Source organism: Pseudalkalibacillus salsuginis, from assembly GCF_021646685.1.
Taxonomy (GTDB): Bacteria; Bacillota; Bacilli; order Bacillales; family Fictibacillaceae; genus Pseudalkalibacillus; species Pseudalkalibacillus salsuginis.
This window is the reverse complement of sequence record NZ_JAKJHW010000007.1, coordinates 104,678-124,380: the sequence shown is the minus strand read 5'-3', so window position 1 is coordinate 124,380 and position 19,703 is coordinate 104,678. Positions and strand designations below refer to the sequence as shown.

18 protein-coding genes are annotated in these 19,703 nt (G+C 40.8%); 16 read left to right on the top strand and 2 right to left on the bottom strand.

What is annotated here, in order from left to right; genetic code table 11:
* The first annotated feature begins 18 nt into the window (after positions 1-18).
* The 7 genes from L1611_RS16670 to L1611_RS16640 all read left to right on the top strand — a co-directional run bounded on the left by L1611_RS16670 (position 19) and on the right by L1611_RS16640 (position 5,601).
* Positions 19-672 (top strand): GntR family transcriptional regulator, encoded by a 654-nt coding sequence (locus tag L1611_RS16670; protein ID WP_236314849.1) that lies wholly within the window; start codon positions 19-21, stop codon positions 670-672.
* A 40-nt stretch (positions 673-712) separates the two neighbouring features.
* Positions 713-1,414, top strand: a complete 702-nt coding sequence (locus L1611_RS16665) for a DUF2848 family protein (protein WP_236314848.1) — start codon at positions 713-715, stop codon at positions 1,412-1,414.
* Positions 1,415-1,426: 12 nt separating this feature from the next.
* Complete coding sequence (locus L1611_RS16660) at positions 1,427-2,224, top strand: carbon-nitrogen family hydrolase (protein ID WP_236314847.1); 798 nt, start codon at positions 1,427-1,429, stop codon at positions 2,222-2,224.
* Positions 2,225-2,240: 16 nt separating this feature from the next.
* Positions 2,241-3,230: a TRAP transporter substrate-binding protein gene (locus tag L1611_RS16655; protein WP_236314846.1), complete on the top strand. Its 990-nt coding sequence runs from the start codon at positions 2,241-2,243 to the stop codon at positions 3,228-3,230.
* Between the two features lie 92 nt (positions 3,231-3,322).
* Entirely contained in the window at positions 3,323-3,781 is a 459-nt protein-coding gene (locus L1611_RS16650) for a TRAP transporter small permease (RefSeq protein WP_236314845.1), read from the top strand.
* The gene (locus L1611_RS16645; RefSeq protein WP_236314844.1) at positions 3,778-5,052 is read left to right on the top strand and encodes a TRAP transporter large permease; all 1,275 of its coding nucleotides are present in this window, start codon (positions 3,778-3,780) and stop codon (positions 5,050-5,052) included. Before L1611_RS16650 ends, L1611_RS16645 begins: the two co-directional genes overlap by 4 nt.
* A 390-nt stretch (positions 5,053-5,442) precedes the next feature.
* Entirely contained in the window at positions 5,443-5,601 is a 159-nt protein-coding gene (locus L1611_RS16640; protein ID WP_236314843.1) for a hypothetical protein, read from the top strand.
* A 345-nt stretch (positions 5,602-5,946) separates the two neighbouring features.
* On the opposite strand, the gene L1611_RS16635 is transcribed toward L1611_RS16640, so the two are convergent.
* Entirely contained in the window at positions 5,947-7,128 is a 1,182-nt protein-coding gene (locus L1611_RS16635; RefSeq protein ID WP_236314958.1) for a styrene monooxygenase/indole monooxygenase family protein, read from the bottom strand.
* A 455-nt stretch (positions 7,129-7,583) separates the two neighbouring features.
* Between L1611_RS16635 and L1611_RS16630 the strand changes: the two genes are divergently transcribed.
* The 5 genes from L1611_RS16630 to L1611_RS16610 all read left to right on the top strand — a co-directional run bounded on the left by L1611_RS16630 (position 7,584) and on the right by L1611_RS16610 (position 12,209).
* Positions 7,584-8,279, top strand: coding sequence for a response regulator transcription factor (locus L1611_RS16630; RefSeq protein ID WP_236314842.1), 696 nt, complete (start codon positions 7,584-7,586; stop codon positions 8,277-8,279).
* A gap of 1 nt (position 8,280) precedes the next feature.
* Positions 8,281-9,633: a HAMP domain-containing sensor histidine kinase gene (locus L1611_RS16625; RefSeq protein WP_236314841.1), complete on the top strand. Its 1,353-nt coding sequence runs from the start codon at positions 8,281-8,283 to the stop codon at positions 9,631-9,633.
* A gap of 16 nt (positions 9,634-9,649) precedes the next feature.
* Positions 9,650-10,336 carry a PepSY domain-containing protein gene (locus tag L1611_RS16620; RefSeq protein ID WP_236314840.1) on the top strand — a complete coding sequence of 229 codons (687 nt, stop codon included), beginning with the start codon at positions 9,650-9,652 and terminating at the stop codon, positions 10,334-10,336.
* Between the two features lie 284 nt (positions 10,337-10,620).
* On the top strand, positions 10,621-11,421 hold the full coding sequence (locus tag L1611_RS16615; protein ID WP_236314839.1) for a peptidoglycan-binding protein: 801 nt from the start codon (positions 10,621-10,623) through the stop codon (positions 11,419-11,421).
* 203 nt (positions 11,422-11,624) lie between these two features.
* Positions 11,625-12,209: a PepSY domain-containing protein gene (locus L1611_RS16610; RefSeq protein ID WP_236314838.1), complete on the top strand. Its 585-nt coding sequence runs from the start codon at positions 11,625-11,627 to the stop codon at positions 12,207-12,209.
* Positions 12,210-12,446: 237 nt separating this feature from the next.
* Here L1611_RS16610 and ade read toward each other — a convergent pair whose 3' ends face one another.
* A complete protein-coding gene (gene ade / locus L1611_RS16605) occupies positions 12,447-14,186 on the bottom strand; it encodes an adenine deaminase (RefSeq protein WP_236314837.1) in 1,740 nt (579 codons plus the stop codon).
* 751 nt (positions 14,187-14,937) lie between these two features.
* Here ade and L1611_RS16600 point away from each other — a divergent pair.
* The 4 genes from L1611_RS16600 (at position 14,938) to larC (ending at position 19,532) form a co-directional block, all read left to right on the top strand.
* The gene (locus L1611_RS16600; protein WP_236314836.1) at positions 14,938-15,633 is read left to right on the top strand and encodes a DUF4386 domain-containing protein; all 696 of its coding nucleotides are present in this window, start codon (positions 14,938-14,940) and stop codon (positions 15,631-15,633) included.
* Positions 15,634-16,317: 684 nt separating this feature from the next.
* Positions 16,318-17,133, top strand: coding sequence for an ATP-dependent sacrificial sulfur transferase LarE (gene larE, locus L1611_RS16595; protein ID WP_236314835.1), 816 nt, complete (start codon positions 16,318-16,320; stop codon positions 17,131-17,133).
* Between the two features lie 472 nt (positions 17,134-17,605).
* Positions 17,606-18,301, top strand: coding sequence for a nickel pincer cofactor biosynthesis protein LarB (gene larB, locus L1611_RS16590; protein WP_236314834.1), 696 nt, complete (start codon positions 17,606-17,608; stop codon positions 18,299-18,301).
* Entirely contained in the window at positions 18,282-19,532 is a 1,251-nt protein-coding gene (larC, locus tag L1611_RS16585; RefSeq protein ID WP_236314833.1) for a nickel pincer cofactor biosynthesis protein LarC, read from the top strand. Before larB ends, larC begins: the two co-directional genes overlap by 20 nt.
* Positions 19,533-19,703: the final 171 nt, after the last annotated feature.

Sequence of the window (19,703 nt, the reverse complement as noted above, 5' to 3'; positions counted from 1 at the left end):
TTTATGGAGAACTTTAAAATGGAACCAGTTAAAAAGAAGAAAACCACAAAAGAAATTGTTTACGACCAAATCAAAAATGCGATACTGACAGGCATGATTCCAAAGCAAAAGATGCTGACGGAAACGTCACTTGCTGAAACGTTGGAGACGTCACGGACACCTATAAGAGAAGCAGTATCGGAGTTGCTTAAAGAAGGGTTATTGGTCCATATACCAAGGAAAGGCTTCAAGGTAAGAGAAATAACCGAAAGTGAAAAGGAGCAAATCATTTTTCTAAGACGATCTATTGAGGCTGAAGGTTTAAGGAAGTTAGCCAAAGTGGTTTCCAACGAGCAAATCGAGTTACTTAGAGAAATTGTCAATAGGCAAGAAGAAGCCATGGCAGCAAATAATCGTATTAAATATATCGAACTGGATCAATTCTTTCATAGAAAAATATTAGAGTTTGCTGACCAGAACCTTTTAGAGCGAATATTAAAAGAGGTTTACAACCTTACCCGATTGATCGGGCATACAGCCTTGATGAAGGAAGGCCGGATGGAGGAAGTTATCCGGGAACATAAAGAAATCATCGATGCTCTAGAAAATCATGATGAGTCAAAAGCAACCGAATTGATGATTGATCACTTGGAAAAGACTTGGGAAACAGTAAGATCGGTAGAAAATAATTAGGCTTATCATCAAAAATGTAAGCGAAACAGGTGGAGGAAATATGAATCATACAAATGGAAACCAAAAAAGGAATCTTTACGTTGTGGAGGTTGAAGGTGAAAAAAAGGAAATCAAGATCGATAAGGCCTATTGTGTCGGTTATGCAGGAAGGAATAAAGAAAAAACGTGGGAGCATGTTAAAGAACTTGCTGAAATCGGTGTTCCAGAGCCTGAAGAAGTCCCTTCATTATACCCAGTCAGCATAAGTAGTTTAAGCCAGGGGAAGAGGGTGGAGGTAATTGGTGATAAAACAAGCGGTGAAGCAGAGATTGTGTTGATTTACGGTGATTCTTCCGATGAAGTCTTTGTAACGGTTGGAAGTGATCATACCGACCGTTCACTTGAGACTATAGACATCAATAAGTCAAAACAAGTGTGCGATAAACCATTTGCTACCAAAGCATGGTCGTTTGAAAAGGTGAAAGACCATTGGGATCAGCTGGAATTGTCTTCACAAATATACATTGACGGTGAGTGGATAGCCTATCAGAAAGATACGATAGACGCAATCATTCCATACGAGGAGATCAAAGAGTATTTGAATCGTAAAAATGTTCCACTCCGAAACAGCATTGCATTTTCTGGTACTGTCCCATTACTCGATGGATTCAAATATGGAGAGAAATTCAGAATGGTCTTCTCGGATCCTACAAATGGAGATCAGATCAAAGCTGAATATGAGATTGATAATTTAATTGATTAGGAGCGTGTAAGGATGAAATTTTCTCTTTACCAAATGGACATCTTCCCTGGAGATCCAGAAAGGAACAGACAAAAAGTCAAGGTATGGATTGAGAAAGAAGTGAATGACAATGCACCAGATACGATTGTTTTACCAGAAATGTGGACGACTGCATATACCCTGAATGAATTGGATGGATTAGCTGATCGAGATGGTGAACCTACCCGTAGCTTTTTGAAGGAATTGGCAGCAAAATATGAGATCAATATCATTGGTGGTTCGGTTGCGAATCAAGTAGATGGAAAGATCTACAATTCTTCTTTCGTTTTCAATCGTAAAGGGGAACAGGTTTATCAATACGATAAGGTACATCTTGTACCAATGCTGGATGAGCCAAACTTTCTGACAGGAGGGGAAAAAGCGGCGGAAGTGTTTGAACTGGATGGTATTAAGATGGGTGTCATCATTTGTTATGATTTGCGGTTCCCTGAGCTCATCCGTTCGTTAGCTCTCGAAGGCGCTCAAATTTTATTCATTGTTGCAGAATGGCCTTTAGCACGCCGAAATCATTGGATGACTCTTCAAAAAGCAAGGGCTATTGAAAACCAGATGTATGTACTGTCTTGTAATCGGATTGGTGCTTATGATGGTGTCGAATTCAGCGGGACCTCAATGGTAATTGACCCATGGGGAGATGTATTGGTTGAAGGAAAGGTTGAAAAGGAAGAATCGTTATCGATTGTGCTCGATTTAGAGAAGGTTAAGAAGGTTAGGACTGATGTACCTATTTTCACAAGCAGGGTGCCTCATTTATATAAAAAAGAGTTATAGGGAGAGGGAATGATCAATGAAGGTTAAAAAGTTATTGACAGTCAGCTTGTTCGCCTTATTGTTAGTCGTTGTGACAGCGTGTTCTGGCAGTGGAAGTGATGGTGATACTGTAACGCTCAAGCTCGCCCACTCGGGTTCTGATTCCCATCAGTACAATATAGCAGCCGAAAAATTCAAGGAATTGGTTGAAGAAAAGACGGGTGGTTCTGTAAAAGTGGAAATCCATGGTAACGCAACACTAGGAAGTGAAGCAGACGTGATCGAACAGGTCATGGATGGTTCTGTAGATATGACGACGGTCGCGGCAGATAGTTCTTTTGCAAACACGGTTCCCGAAATGAATGTTTTCGGAATTCCATATTTATTTAATGATACTGAACATGTTTACAGCACATTGGATGGAGAAGTTGGAAAAGAGCTGTTGAGTCTAGTCGATGAGCACAATATGAAAGGGCTCGGCTATTGGGAAGTCGGGTTCAGACATTTAACGAATAATAAAAAAGAAATCAAAACACCTGATGACGTAAAAGGGCTGAAAATACGTGTACAGCCAGCCCCTGTCTGGGAATCTCACATGAAAGCCTTAGGTGCAAGCCCGACTCCTGTCGATTTCAACGAGCTATATTCTGCACTTGATCAAGGTGTAGTGGATGGACAAGAAAATCCGCTGCCTACAATCGATTCTATGAAATTTTATGAAGTACAAAAATATGTAGCCATAACAGCTCATACCTATTCACCGGCAATCGTTGTCATGAGTAATAGTGCTTGGGACAAGCTTGATAAAGAACAACAAAAGCTTGTACAAGAAGCAGTTTCAGAAACTACCAAATACCATAGGGAAACACTAGCTGAAAAAGCGAAGGAAATTCAAAATAAGCTTGAAGAGAATGGGGTAACCTTCACTGAACCCGATCGTGAAGCATTCCGTGATGCTACACAGAACGTAAAAGACGCAGTTAGTTCACAGGTGCCGGAGGATTTGATCAATAAAATCCAACAATAATCACTGTAGGGGATGACTCTTGAACAATGTGCCCGGCACTCCTGTCAGGTCCTTGTGAGTCGATCCCCTCTTTTAAAGAAAGGGGAGGCTGTATGGTCTTCAATAAAATAGATGCCTTTCTAGGGAAACTGCTTGAAGTTATCATTACAATCTGTTTGTCAGCTACTGTAGTGATCACTTTTTTACAAGTCATATTTCGTTATGTACTAAAACAGCCTCTAAGTTGGTCACAGGAAGCATTAATGATCAGTTTTGTCTATAGTGTCTTGTTTGGTGCAGCGTTAGCTATCAAAAACCGGGATCATCTAACAGTGGATATGCTGGAAAATGCTCCTAAACTATTATCTAAAATTCTGGAGGTTCTTGAATTCATAGTTGTAGGGATTGTAATCGTGGTCCTTCTTTATTTCGGCTATCTTCTAGTAATGGACAATTTTGCGTCAGGGCAGGTTCTTGGGATTTTGCCAATCCAGAAGGCTTATGTTTATCTAGCCGTACCTCTAAGTGCCTTATTTATGATCTATTACCATGTTAAGAAGGTGTTTATATGATTTGGCTAGTCGTATTATTGTTCCTATTGATACTTTTAAGAATCCCGATTGCCTTCGCACTAGGGTTCATTTCCATTCTTGGAATTTTTCTCGCAGACCCAGGGTTGCTTACAAATGTTCCGAGAAAAGTATTCGGCGGGGTAAACAACTTTACTCTAGTAGCTGTGCCATTATTCATCTTAGCGGGTGAAATCATGTCTAAGGGCGGTATTTCGAAGCGCTTGATCAACTTTTCTAAAACACTTGTCGGTCCTCTGCCAGGAGGTTTGGCTATGGTCGTCGTACTTGCGAGCGTATTCTTTTCTGCGTTGACTGGGACTGCGATAGCAGCAGCCGCTGCAATTGGTGGCATGATGATCCCAGCCATGAACAAAGAAGGATATGATGTCCGGTTTTCTTCCAGTCTGGTGGCTACATCAGCAACAATCGGACCGATCATCCCTCCAAGCATCGTTTTGATCTTATATGGGGTAATTGCAAGTGTCTCTATCGGAGATCTATTCATAGCTGGGGTCATTCCTGGTTTACTGATGGGTATTGGCCTAATGGCTTATAGTTATTATGTAGGGAAAAAGGAAGGGTACCGTTCGAGTGATCGGCGCGCTACCTTGAATGAGGTAGTAATCGGTGCGAAGGATGCACTACTTGCCTTGATCATGCCGGTTATCATTATCGGGGGGATCGTTTCAGGTATATTCACCCCAACTGAATCCGGCGTCATAGCTGTCGTTTATGCATTGATCATCGGGATGTTTGTATATAGAGAGATTTCATTGCGAGATCTATGGCCGATCATGCTTGAGACAGCAAAGACTACGGCAGCGATTGTCTTTTTGATCGGGAGCGCCTCACTTTTTATCTGGTTCTTATCCTTCAACCGAATTCCGAATCAATTAATTGAGATGATGGGGGATGTATCTGAGAGCCCGATTCTATTGTTGCTCATTATTAATATCGTCTTGTTAATTGCAGGTACATTTATTGATACCATCAGTGCTGTCTCTATTTTCACCCCATTGTTCCTGCCATTGGTATTAGCTGGCGGTATTGATCCAGTACACTTCGGAATAATTTTAGCTGTCAATCTTACAATCGGTATGGTCACTCCACCATTAGGAGTATGTTTGTTTGTTACATCTTCCATTGCGAAGATAGGCGTACCGAAAATGTTCAAGTATTTGTTCCCGCAAATTGCAATCCTGATACTAATCCTTTTGATTATAACTTATGTCCCAGAAGTTATCCTTTTCCCTGTTGAATTATTCAAATAAATAGGGTTATTGTTTTAAAAAGGTGAGCAACGCAATCATGGTGTTTTCCATACTCCCATAGATAACTTACATTGGAGTTTTGAATATACCGTGCTGTGTTCGATCATTTCGGAACAGAAAGTAGAAGAATAAAAGATTCTTAAATCTCCCAGCCATTCTGCTGGGAGATTTTTAATATGAACAGATTAATCAGAAGGTGACCAGAATGATTAGAGAAGTGACCAGAAAGAATGAGCGGAGAAGTGAACAGATTAACACAAAAAGTAGGTTGATTGATTCCAGTCTGGTCCTCTAAATTGGCGATTTTTCTTAGAAAAATCTACATGATTGAAACCTTACATCATGAAAGACGTAGAAATAGAACTCTGATTTTAGAAGGAGCAAGGGAAAATGCGAAAACGTAAAAAAGATAGCTGGTTACCGGATTTATTAATAGGGATCCCTGAGCTGATCATCTACCCGATCAAATGGCTCCTTAGAGGTATTTTTACAATCATTAAATTCTGGAACTGCCTTGATCGGTTTCATCCTGTTGGTTTTCAAGGCTGAATTATTTGTTTGATCTTATTCAATACCTATTTTACAGGTCTTTTTTTTAAGGCTGTTTTCAAATAGATTATTGCTATTAGTCCTAAATAAAAGGCGTACCCTATTTTACTAAGAGGTACGCCAATTTTATTAATGATCTACTGTTTTATGGGGTTGCTTTTTCCGTTAAATCCCCCCTTATCTTTGAAAATGGCGCAATCCAATACTCTTGAATAGCTCTCGATTGTTAAGAAGGAAGGAAATATTTATTAGCAAATACCTCATATATTACAGCTTATTAAATTCAGGAGTAGTCATTAACTTTTGGAATGGACCCTCATGGCGGTCATTGACTTTATAAATGTATCATTTTGTTGAAAAAAACGCTTCATACGCTTTTGTCGGATTGGCAAACCATTCAGCAATTTCGTTTGCTTTTACCTGATCCTGTGTACCCTGAAGCAGCAATTGAACAACATGCTCAGGTAATGGCTTCGTCATGGCATTAGTCCATTCAGTTACTTCTTTTACAAACTGTTTCGTTCGATTCCAATAAGCTTCTCCTGTTTTCATGTCCCACTTAGAGTTTTTGTATTCGGTAAGGGTTTCATACAATTGTTCAGCACAGTAAGAAGAGAGATTACAGCCCTGACCCGTAATAGGATCATTTAAAAAAACACTATCGCCACAGCCAACCACCAGCTTATTTTTAATCATGAGATAAGGCTTTCGAATAACAGGTGTTAAAGCAGTTTGAAGAAAACTATTTTCATCACATAAAGCAAAATTTTCCCCTTCAATTCGGTTATAAATTTCTGGGAAAAACTGTTGAACTGTACGTCTTACTTTAAGAGTAAACTCTTCTGCATTTTTTATTCCTTTAAATACGTCTAAATCGCTGTCTGGTATTGCCATAATGAACAGTATGGTTACAGGACCGTGTTCTGTTATTGCAGGTATTTCAAACATTTCACCCAACTCAGGAAGAACCGTTACACTTACTCCCAGAGGAGTGTTTGCTTTTATACCTATAAAATAACCAACGATACATTTTCGCTGAGGAGTTTGAAAAGGGGACAGGTCCTCTTCAATCGGAAATGGCAAAAGAGTTCCATTTTTCCCTGTGCAATCAATAACTAAATCAAACTCATCTATTAGTACTTCCACACTCTCTTTATCTACCTTTTCAAAACGAAAGGAAACTCCTTTATCTATAAGATCTTCAATAGAATGAGAGTAATACAAACGTTGATCAACAGATAATGCCGGTTCTTGTAACTGTCCTACAAATAGTTTTTGATTTCCAATGGTAATATGAATACTTTCAATAAGGGTTTGTTCTCCCCATTCAGGTACATTAAAGCGTGTTTCACGAGTCCTTGTCGATCCGAAATGTACCTGGGTAGACATAATTCTACCTTTTCTAATCTGATCTGGTAATTGACGTTCAATGACTGTAATATCAAAATCTTCCTTTAGAGCATAAGCTAGGTGTAGTCCGGATACCCCACTACCAATAATACAGAGTCTCTTTTTCAACACTCTCATTCCTTTATTAGAAAATTTGGCATTCAACAAGTGATTTGCGTGCATGCACTAGTTACATATATGTAATAGGCCTTGATCTTTACCTTCATAAGCTGACTCTCCAGGTAGTATAAACTTATATCCACAATAGACACAAGCTAAACCACTGTTGAAACGAGTTTTCACGGATATTATTCAGTAGCTAGGTTATTTTATCTGGTTCTTTTGAAATGTTTCATAGCTTTGAATAATGCTAAGTACTCCGGTTTACTTAAATCGCAGATCTCTTGGTATATATACTTCCACACTCTATGTTCGCCTCCTGAAACCTGATTATATCAAGCTATTCATTGGATATGTAAAAAAGCAACAATCAAAACAGCCTTTCTTAATGTTTCTCACCATTTTTTAATGTTAGAGAAGTATAATGAAGCTGAATGAGTTGAAATCGGAATAATCGTGAAATAGGTGGGAAAATGATAGCTAATCAGAAGATATTGATCGTGGAAGATGAAGAGAAAATTGCTCGTGTTATCAAGCTTGAACTGGAATTTGAAGGATATGAAGTTGATGCCGCATACGACGGTTTAACAGGACTTGAAAAAATCCGTTCAGACACATGGGATCTTGTCCTGTTAGATATCATGCTCCCGGAACTCAACGGGCTGGAAGTTTTAAGGCGGATCCGTACAAAGGATGAGAATACACCGGTGATTTTACTGACCGCCCGGGATTCTGTACCCGAAAAGGTGGCTGGTTTGGACCAAGGTGCCAATGATTATATCACGAAACCTTTCCAAATCGAGGAATTGTTAGCCCGCGTCCGAGCATCATTACGGCTGAAGGGGATATCTAATAAGACAGAGGACATAGAGAAGGGGTTAATTCTTGGTAATCTGGTTGTCAACGAGAAGACAAGAGAAGTTAAACGTGGTGATCGAGAGATTGAACTGACACCGAGAGAGTTTGACCTGCTCGTTTATTTTCTTCAAAATAAGCAACTTGTGCTGAACAGGGATCAGATTTTATCCGCTGTATGGGGGTTCGACTATTATGGTGATACGAATGTAGTTGATGTATATATCCGTTATTTGCGGAGGAAAATCGACAATGGGGAACCACCTTTGATCCATACAGTCCGTGGTGTCGGGTACGTCTTGAAGGAGCAATAAGATGAGAATACGTAATAAAATTCATCTTTTTTCAACTATTTTTCTATTCATCATCCTGTTGCTGATCAATAGTACAATCTATTACTTATTCAATAAAGTGACGACAGAAGGAGAACTGGATCGTCTGACGAACCAGACGGAAACGGTTGCTGCTGCACTGAAGGAAGAACAAATCGATCCACGTACATTATTGCCTGCATTCATTCCGAGTGACGGCATGATCCGGATCATTAATCAGGATTCGAAAGCGGTTTTAACACAGGTGAAAACAGATGAACTCCAGAAGAGCGAGGCGAAGTTCCAGTCTTCACAATCCGCTGATATCCGTGAAATCGGCGTTGCGTCCTATGCAGTCGTTTCGATTCCGATCATCTGGAAAAATGGGGAGGTCGTCACACTTGAAGTGACAGAAAGTCTGGCTGGAGTCCAGGCCAACCTTGAAATTTTGCGCACGATCTTGTTACTGGCGACGTTGCTAGCGATTTTGCCCGCTTTCCTTTCAGCACGAGTCCTGAGCGAATTGATTTTACGACCTATAGAACGGCTGACCGCAACTATGGAAGAGATCCAAAGGAAGAAGACTTTCAAGCATATCGAGCTCGAGGACCAGTCGAAGGATGAACTTCATAAGATGGGAACGACATTCAACAATATGGTCGACATTCTTAAGGAGAACTCGGAAAAACAGCAGAGCTTCGTATCCAATGCATCCCATGAATTAAGGACGCCGCTCACGATCATTGAGAGCTATTCCAGTCTTTTGAAAAGGTGGGGCACGAAAAAACCGGAGGTGTTTGATGAATCGGTCGAAGCGATTCATTCGGAAGCGATCCGGATGGGGAATTTGACGGAGCAATTGCTTATGCTTGCACGAAATGAGAATGATTGGGACATTGACTGGAAGATGATCGAACTGGTTGGGCTTTGTGAGGAGGTAGCGAAATCGTTTCGGCAGGCTTACAATCGGAAAGTAAATGTGGTCAGGGAACTGCCTGAGGTTTCAGCTGCAGGTGATGAACAGAAACTGAAGCAGGTATTGTTCATTCTTTTGGATAACGCAAAAAAATTCAGTAATCGTGAAATCGATGTGATTGTCGGATATGACCAAGGGCAGCCTGCTATCACAGTAAAAGATTACGGGATCGGCATTCCAAAAGAAGACATTGCAAAGGTGTTCGATCGATTTTTCCGGGTCGATAAGGCAAGGAGTCGGAAAACAGGTGGAAGTGGTCTCGGTCTCTCGATAGCAAAAGAGATCATTGATGCCCATGAAGGGATCATCGCCATTGATAGTGAGGAAGGAAACAGTACAAGCATTAAGATTCAGTTGAAAAAGGGCAATGATTTTATATAGAGAGGAGTACGGGACCTTGAAGAGGAACGTGTTCATCATAGTAGGTGTGGCTTTGTTTGTGGTCAGCATCATCATAACCACACAACATATCCTTGCAAGTCAAAATGACCGACCATTAGCTGAAAGTGAAATCAAGGAGTTTATCGCAAGCAAATATGCAGGCGAAATACAAGAGGTCACTGCCCGTGAAAATCTGTTCGAAGCGATTCTTGAACGTGACACTGGGACGTATAAGATTGTCATCAATTCTGATGAGCGCAGCATAGAAAAGTTGGAAGTCCTAGAATTAAGAGAGAAACGAATTGATGAGAAAAAGGCGAAAGAAATCGCATTGAAGGATGTCGATGGTGAGGTGGAGGAAGCTCAATTTTTAAAAAGCAAAAATCCTCCCGTTTATAAAATTAAGGTGAAGACAGACAAAGGAGTTACCGTTGTTACGGTTGATGCAAAATCCGGTGAAATCATCGATCGTAACGAAGAAAAGACGGATGAACCGAAAGAACAAGAGAAAACGTTAATTTCTGAGAAAGAAGCGAAAGAGAAGGCACTCTCTGTTGTATCCGGTGAAATTGATGATATCGAGCTCATTACGATCAATGGTATACCGACCTATGAAATCGAAATGGAAAGCAATGATGAGGAGGATGTAACCGTTCTGGTAGATGGATTTACAGGTGAATCGACGATCACGTACGAGGACTGAGGAGTCTGTAAATAGATGTCCATGGCTTTTCAAGATGCCGCGAACTCCGTGAATTAGCCAATGGTCATAATTGCTAATTACTACATCAGCATAATATTAACAGAAATTGGATTTGGGGTATGTTGGGTAATATAACCATCTTTTTCTTATAGACCATATAGAATACATTGTTTCAATATAATGGATTTTTGAGGGTCGAACGTTGTGAATCTGGCTTTTATATACGAATAATGTCATTTCCTCTCGAATTCTTTTATGTAAAAAGAAAATAGGGAGGATTTTTTATGTCTAAGAAATTTAGAGCCATGTTCATGGTCTTGGTTGTGGGAGCCCTCATGATTACAGCTCCTTCATTTACAGAAGCGGCGTTGGGAGATCGCACACTGATGAATGGGTCATCAGGATCGGATGTTGCCGAATTACAGGATTACTTGATGACAAAAGGGGTATTCCCATACCATACATCAACTGGGTACTATGGTGATATTACTGAACAGGCAGTTACGGACTTTCAACGTAAACGAAACCTGAAGATAGATGGGATTGCAGGACCGCAAACGAACCATGCTGTTAAAGTTTTGCGATATGGCAACATAGGAAAACAAGTCATACATATTCAATATCAGTTAAAACAAGCAGGTCATTACAATTCAAATCTTGATGGAATATACGGATCTGATACAGTAAGTGCAGTCAAGAGCTTTCAAAAGCAACAAGACCTGGTAGTAGATGGGATTGCAGGACCGAAAACAAGATCAGCTTTAGACAGTAAAGCTAAGCGTGGTTCAGCAGCAGGTAAAACGTTGACAGTTGAAAGCACAGCATACACAGCAAATTGCGAAGGTTGTTCAGGTATGACAAGGATGGGACTCGATTTGAAGAAATACCCCGATGCGAAAGTGATCGCCGTCGACCCTAGTGTCATTCCACTCGGATCCATCGTAAAAGTAGAAGATTATGGAGTGGCGATTGCAGCGGATACAGGCGGTGGAGTGAATGGGAACTCAATCGATGTGTTCATTGAAAACCGTGACGATGCGATCGAATGGGGACGCAAAAATGTACGCATAGAAGTAATCGAATAGTTTTTATTAAGCTGGACTCACATACATGAGCCAGCTTTTTATGTCATCCGTGCCAGGCACCGTTTGAGAACCCATATGGGAGAAGGGGTTTAAATCGGTGCCTGGCACTGAATTCTCATCGTTTTCTAATGTTCCTTTCCAATTGTTTTAATCTCGGGTGGATATGATGTATTTGTAAACAACAATTACAGGAGGTATGAGAGATGAAGAAAAAAATCATCATGTGCACTTTGGCTGGGACATTGGCAATCGGAGGAATCGGAGTGGTGAAAGCGATGGATGACGATGATGGACGAGGAATAAAGAAAAACGGACTAACAAATGAAAATACCAAAAATGCCGGCGAAAACATGATTTCGATCTCTGAGGCTGAGAGGATCGCCTTAAAAGAAGTAAAGGGTAACGTTGATGAAGTGGAAATTGAAGAAGAACATGGAAAACAAGTTTATAAAGTGGATATCGATGTAGAAAGTGAAGATCATGAAGTCCATATAGATGCATACTCAGGTGAAATCTTAGCAATCGAGGCAGATGACGATGAAGATCATGATAAAGGAAGTAAAGCAGAATTAATCGAAAAACGTGATTTAATTTCTAAAGAAGAGGCGATCGCCATCGCATTGAAACAAGCTGATGGAAAAGTGACAAAAGTTGAGCTGGATGAAGATGATGACCATTACGTTTATGAAATTGAAATCAAGATGTCGAAGAACCGTGAAGCAGACATTGAAATTTCAGCCTCTGACGGAAAAGTGCTTGAAATAGATAAGGAACGGGAGAACGACTAGAAGGGATGCGACATGCATCCTTTCTGTTGTTTTCTCTAAGATTGCCTTGCAACTGTTTATAGAGGATCGGGGAAAAATTTACTACAGAAACCTGTTGGAAATCCCCCCATTTGATGATTGCTTTTTCACGAGTATTAACTGAGGCAGAGCGAAGGGTTTCCGTCAGGTGAGCGGCTTGTCAGACTACTCTCCCTTCATTTCCACACCATGAGCAATGAAGAAAAATAATACATGATGTTAAAGGCTTACTTCGATGTGCTGAAAAGTTTTGACATCAAATAGACCTAGATCAGTCAATTTCAAGGCTGGTATGACGGGCAGGGTCAGAAATGAAAGGGTCAAAAACGGATTGAATCCTGATTTGAATCCAAGATCTAAAAGTCCTTGCTTCACTTGATGAAGTCCGGTGGCGATCGAATGGAATCCTTGATCGGACATCAGACCAGCAATCGGAAGGGCTAAGGAGACAAGGACTTTACCATTTTTAATAATGACTAGTCCACCATTTATTTCTTTAAGGGTTTGAATCGCCAATAGAAGGTCTTCGTCATTCGTTCCAGTCGCAACGATGTTGTGCGAATCGTGGGCGATAGTCGTTGCAATAGCACCATTTTCCAGAGCGAATCCTTTTACGATGCCCAATCCTACATTCCCAGTATGCTTATGCCTTTCAACCACGACTAACTTTTGCTGATCTTTTTCGCGAGACGGAACGAATACGCCGTTTTCAACAACGACTTGTTCTTGTAGGTGATTGGTAGTCAATTGGTTTGGTATGATTCCGATGATATTTGCTAAACCTGATTTTCCGATCGTAATTTGTAAATCTTTTTTATTAATTCCGGAAACGTTTACTGTGTTCAACAGCTTTTGTCCGGGGTTTTTCTTTTTTACAAGCTTGCCGACATACTCACCCTCCCGTGCAATAAGCTTTCCAGATTTATAGACTTCTTTAATATCAATTGAATCCAAATCATCCATTAGTAAGAAGTCAGCCTCATAACCCGGTGCGATTGCGCCTTTCTGCTTCAATCCATAGCATTCAGCAGCGTTTAATGAAGCCATCTGTACAGCAATCAAGGGGTCCAACCCGGATTGGATCGCTAAACGGACGTTATGATCGATGCTACCTTCCTGAATGAGATCATCCAAGTGTTTATCATCCGAACAGAAGAGGCAGCGCCGTGCATTGTTTTGATTGACGACAGAGATCAGTGATTTCAAATCTTTTGCTACAGATCCCTCACGAATCAAGAGATACATGCCTCGTTTTAGACGTTCCAGTGCATCCTCGACTGTATTGCATTCATGATCGGTTTGAACACCAGCGGCCTTGTAGATATTGATGGCATCCGTACCCAATCCAGCCAGATGGCCATCCATATTCGGGCTGTAATTAGATGTCATCGCGATCTTATCGACCAACTCATCATCAGCAGATCGTAAGGAAGGGAAGTCCATCACTTCGGCTAAGCCGAGTACTCTTTTGTGATGATAAAAAGGCTCCAGATCAGATGCTGACAGCTTTGCGCCGGAATTTTCGACTGAGGTCGCTGGGACAGAGGACGGAAGCATGATGAAAACATCCAATTCCAGGTTTTCAGAGTTGTCCAACATGAAGTTGATACCTTCCTTGCCTGACACGTTTGCAATTTCATGAGGATCTGTGATGACGGTTGTGATCCCATGAGGAAGGACGACTTTCGCAAATTCAGCAGGTGTCACCATGGACGATTCGATATGGACATGACCATCAATGAAGGAAGGACAAATAAATCGATTTTCAGCATCAATGACTTGTGTACCGTTGAACTCTCCGATTCCAACGAATATTCCATCCGCAATCGCAATATCCCCTGCAATGATCTCAATGTTGAACACATCAATGATACGAGCATTTTTTATGACGATATCAGCAGGAATTTGCCTGCTTGCTACCGCAATCCGTTTCTTTAACTGCATTTTATCCGGATTCATATTATCCCTCCCTAAAAGATTGACGTTTTGCTAAAGGTTAATGTTGATATCTTTGACCGCAAAAAAGTATTTAATACTTATTCAGTATAAGGGCAATTAAGGTTCAGCCTCCCCCAAGTTTCCTACACTGGAAAACGAAGAATGGGAAGTTTAGAAACAGGTCCTATAAACACTAGAGATGTGAAGGTGGGCATGATTGTTCAGTTTATATCAAACAATTACACGAAACATTAACTTTTAAAATTATTAATGCCTTTCTGGTGTCTAAAGGGTTCTATGTTGAGGTACATAACCGATAATGACAGAAGAAATGTCCTTTGAAATATAACGGTAATTTTTGGACAACAGATAATGTCTTCTCTTATAAAAAAACTAACATTCGCCTGCCGTCAAAACTCTTTACGATCTTTTTTATGTGGTAAAATAAGGATGAATAAATGAATTTGTTTATTCCGTTAAAGGGCACTGTGGAAGATAAGAATTGATGGGGCTAGGGGGCATTTAATAATGATACGTGAATATAGATTTGAATATACAGAAATGCTTAACAACTTAATCAATAATAGTAGCCCACAACCTATTGAAAGCAGCTGGTCTACTACTCACTACTTTCCATAAAAAGACAAAAAATTTGCTTTTATTTATAGACGAGTCATTATGACGTGACCTTTTTATACGGCGAGATTTCGCATGTCAAAATGAGAGCAGCCGATATACTGAAACAACATAAAAAACCAAGGAGAATAAAAAAATGAAACCTTACAGAATGACTGCAGTGATCGTAGGTGTCCTGTACATCATCGGAACGGTATCGGGGATTTTAAGCCTGGTTGTTACCAGGAATCTGCTTGCTGGAGAGGATTTTCTAACCAGAATTGCCGCTAATCCGTCGCAGCTTAACCTGGGCGCATTTTTCGTGCTCTTGATGGGGCTTTCGTTAACGGCGATGCCTATTTTCCTGTACCCACTCTTTAAAAAAAAGAATGAAGCCCTGGCACTAGGGATGGTTGTTTTCCGAGGTCCACTAGAGGGAAGCACATATATCTTAATGGTAGTCAGTTGGTTATTGTTAGGCGTGTTCAGCAAAGAATTCACGGCCGCTGGGGCAGAAGCGGCTTCTTTACAGGTTATTGGCAATGTCCTGCTTCAGGCTAATGACATCATGAGCCCCGTTTTGACTATTGTTTTTATCATCGGGGCAATGTTGTTATACACCCTCTTCTATCTCACCAAACTTATCCCTCGTTGGTTGTCCGGATGGGGCTTGATCGGAGCGGTTATCTATGTGGCTGTCGACTTATTAAAGTTATTTGGATTAAACCTTCACCTTGATATTTTGTATATACCATTGGCCGTGCAGGAGATGGCAATGGCCCTCTGGCTGATCATTAAGGGATTTAACCAAGTGGCCCTTGATGAGCTCCTGACTGATAAGCACAGCGTATAATCCAACCGCCATTTATAATTTCAAACGAATAATTAAAATGGCTATACAACTTGTACTATAAGAATGCAAAAAAACATCGCACAACCAGCGAATACCCGCTCCGCCCAAATTGGACTTCGACCAAGAACGTTAATAGAACAAAGTGGTACAAAGTGTAAATTTAAAAAACTTGATAAACAAATGTATGTCAAAGAACTGAGGAAAAAAGGACCAGGCTTCACGGTAACTCCTGAAATGACCCCGTTTACCTAATTAGAAATCAAAGAATTTTTACTTTCGTCGCTCTACGTCAATTAAGTACAACCTTTCATAAAATCCTCTACGCTTAAGGAATTTTTTTCCTCCTAACCTCTTCAACGTCTTTGATGCTTATGCCGTGAATCTTTTACCAAAAATGAATTATTTCCAATACATCGGAAAGTTCTTCAATTGCTTCTGCATCATCATTTGTTATTAGAATAAGTAAATGAGTATCTAAAAACATTGTAGAGGCAGAACAAAAAATAGGGAATTAGAAAGAACAAATGGGAAACGAAGAAATAAAAAATTAGAAACAGGTACCTATAAACACCATAAATGTGAAAGGAACTATTTCAAATTATCAAAATATTAGGTATAATTTCAAACTAATAAGTAGGATGAATTTAAACGTAACCAAAATCTAGTCAACAAAGGATGAATGGGATGCTGGAAAAGTATCAAAGACTTCAATACTTATTACGAGAAATGGAAACCGTTGTCATTGCATTTTCGGGAGGGGTTGACAGTACTTTTTTATTGAAAACAGCCATTGATACACTTGGCGAAGAAAAAGTACTTGCGGTGACAGCAGATAGTGAAACCTACCCATTTGAGGAATTGGAAGAAGCAAAGAAACTGGCTGCTTTGTTAGGATCGAAACATGAAGTGATTGAAACGTCAGAACTGGAGATTCCAGGGTATTCGGAGAATACACCGAATCGGTGCTACTTCTGTAAGAAAAGCTTGTTCGAACATCTTATTCCGATCATGAAGGCGAAGAACTACCGAAATATTGCTTTCGGTCTTATCGCAGATGATCTTGGCGAGCACCGGCCTGGTACGAAAGCGGCGAAAGAATATAGTGTGAGAGGCCCCCTCCAGGAGGCGGGTTTGTATAAAAGTGAAATACGTGAGCTTTCACAGCAAATGGGGCTTCCAACCTGGGACAAGCCATCGTTTGCGTGTCTTTCATCAAGGATCGCCTACGGGGAAAAGATCACGATCGATAAATTGAGAATGGTAGATGAGTCGGAAAAAGTGATACGCAGAATAGGGATCCGGCAGGTTCGTGTCCGGACTCATGGTGATATCGCCAGGATTGAAGTAGAGCCAGACTCCATGGAACAATTATTGAACCATCATCAAGAAGTTGAAGTGAAGTTGAAAGAGATCGGTTACGCATATGTAACAATGGACTTGACCGGGTACAAAAGCGGAAGTATGAATAAGGTTCTTGGAACAGAAGTGGGGCAGGTGTAGTGGAAGAAATGGCAGCCTTATTAGGAATCGGATTCTTGGTCGGTTTCAAGCAAGCATTGAGCCAGACCATGTCATCGCAGTACCCACGATGGTGGGAAAACATAAGTCATCATTGAAATACAGTTATCTTGGTTTGTACTGGGGTATCGGACATACGTTGACGTTGTTGTTCGTATTTTTACTTTTATCGGTGACGAATACGAGAATTCCAAGGCCTGGGAGGTAACTTTTGAAATCATAGTCGGCTTGATGTTGATTTATCTGGGATTAACATCATTTTCAGCAAGTAAAGCATTCAAGGTCAGACAAAACAAGAGCTCTTATTCGTTGGTTTACATCAGTTTGTTGGGTGTCGGTACGATCCTACGGGATATTGCCGGGATGCCTTTTCCCATGGGGATGTCGAGAAGTTAGCTAAAAGTAATTATCTTTAAAAATTAACACCTAACTAATAGAGACTGCAGGTGATCGAATGGATAATTTTGAAGATTTAGGATTCAGTAAAGTAGATATAGATCGAGAGAAGCGTACTGGTTTCCCAGAGGTCATTTACGGTGAGGGGAAAACGGGAGGGCAGATTTCTCAAATCATGGGGAGGTTGATAGCGCATCATGGAAAGGTGATGGTGACGAGATTATCAGAGGAGAAAGCGGAGGAATTGCTGCCCCAATTTCCTTCAGCTGAATATGACGAGGTTTCACGGATCTTACGTCATGGTGTTTCCTCCCAATTTTACAGGGGAGAAGTCATGGTTCTATGTGCGGGCACTTCAGACTTGTCCGTTGCGGAAGAAGCTGCGGTGACAGCAGAATGGATGGGCTGTAAAGTAAAAAGGCTTTATGATGTAGGAGTTGCAGGGATCGATCGCCTGCTTGCCTATCGGGAGGAGATTACAAAAGCAAGTGTCCTTATCGTGGTTGCAGGTATGGAGGGAGCCTTGCCAAGTGTGGTGGGTGGATTGGTGCGTCGTCCCGTCATTGCGGTTCCGACTTCTGTCGGTTATGGCGCTCATTTGGAAGGTTTGACACCATTATTGGGGATGTTGACTTCTTGTGCGTCTGGTATGAGTGTGGTCAATATCGACAATGGTTTCGGGGCTGCCTACCAGGCGGCACTAATTCTGCAGCTTGCGACAGAGGGGGTAGACAATGAAATGTCTATATCTTGATTGTCAATCAGGGATCTCTGGTGACATGACATTGACCGCACTGATTGATCTAGGTGCTGATATCCAATATATTACTGAGGAACTGGAAAAACTGCCGATTGATCCCTTCAAATTAGGCGTGAAACAGGTCGACAAGAAGGGAATCGCATCCAAGGAGTTGGTGCTGGAATTGTTCAATTCGATAGGTAGCCATCATCACCATGAACACGATGAACATCATCATAGGGATGATTCACACCATCATGAACATCGGAAGGCGGCGACCATCCTCGAAATGATCGAACATAGTGACCTGCCAGTACGTGTAAAGGAGCGAAGTAAAGCAGTATTTGAAGTAATTGCTCTAGCGGAAGGAAAAATACACGGAATGGATCCGGCTGATGTCCATTTCCATGAAGTGGGGTCGATGGATTCAATCATTGATGTGATCGGTGTATGCCTTGGTTTGGAAAACCTCAATGTTGAAAGAATAATCGCTTCTCCTGTACCAACGGGATATGGGAAGGTGCAAATGGCACATGGGCTATATCCTATTCCTGCGCCTGCAACCGCTGAAATCTTAAAAGGCATTCCTCTTGCTGACTTCCATGTTGAAGCAGAGCTGACTACACCTACAGGAGCAGGTTTTTTGAAAGCCCTCGCATCAGAATTCGGACAGATTCCTGCAATTACAATGGAACGTATTGGATATGGAGCAGGTAAGAAAAACTTTGACCATCCGAATGTCTTACGGGCCATTTTATTTGAAGAACGATTGGTTGAACAGGATAGGGAACCGATTGAAGTCCTCGAGTGCCAAATCGACGATATGACTGGCGAGACGTTTGGTTATGTAATGGAAAAATTGTTTGAATCAGGCGCACTGGATGCCTATTATACACCTGTCCAAATGAAGAAGAATCGTCCGGGTACATTGGTGACAGTTTTAGCTAGTCCAAGCCATTCTGATAGTTTGGAAGAAATCTTATTACATGAAACGTCAACGTTCGGGATAAGAAAAACTTTATGGAACCGAATTGCCTTGGAACGTCGTATAGAAGTAGTGGAGACCAGTTTTGGGAATATTTCAGTAAAAGTAGGTTATAAGAATCATAAAATTTATCAGGTTTCCCCCGAATATGAGGATATCCGAAAAGCGGCCATGCAATACGGGATTCCTTTTGAGGAAGTCTATTTTACCGTAAAAGAGAAAGCACAGTCTCTTTTGAAAACGGCGTATCATTATCAGTAAAATATTTTGAATAGCCGAAAAATGGAGGTCCAAGAGTGGGCCTCTATTTCTTTTGCTGAGAAATTTATATCAAAAGTCCCATTTTTATGAATTGTGGAAATATTTTAAATAATGTATTGACAACTTCAATCCAGTTTCATAACATTATTTGCACAGGTATATAAAACTGAG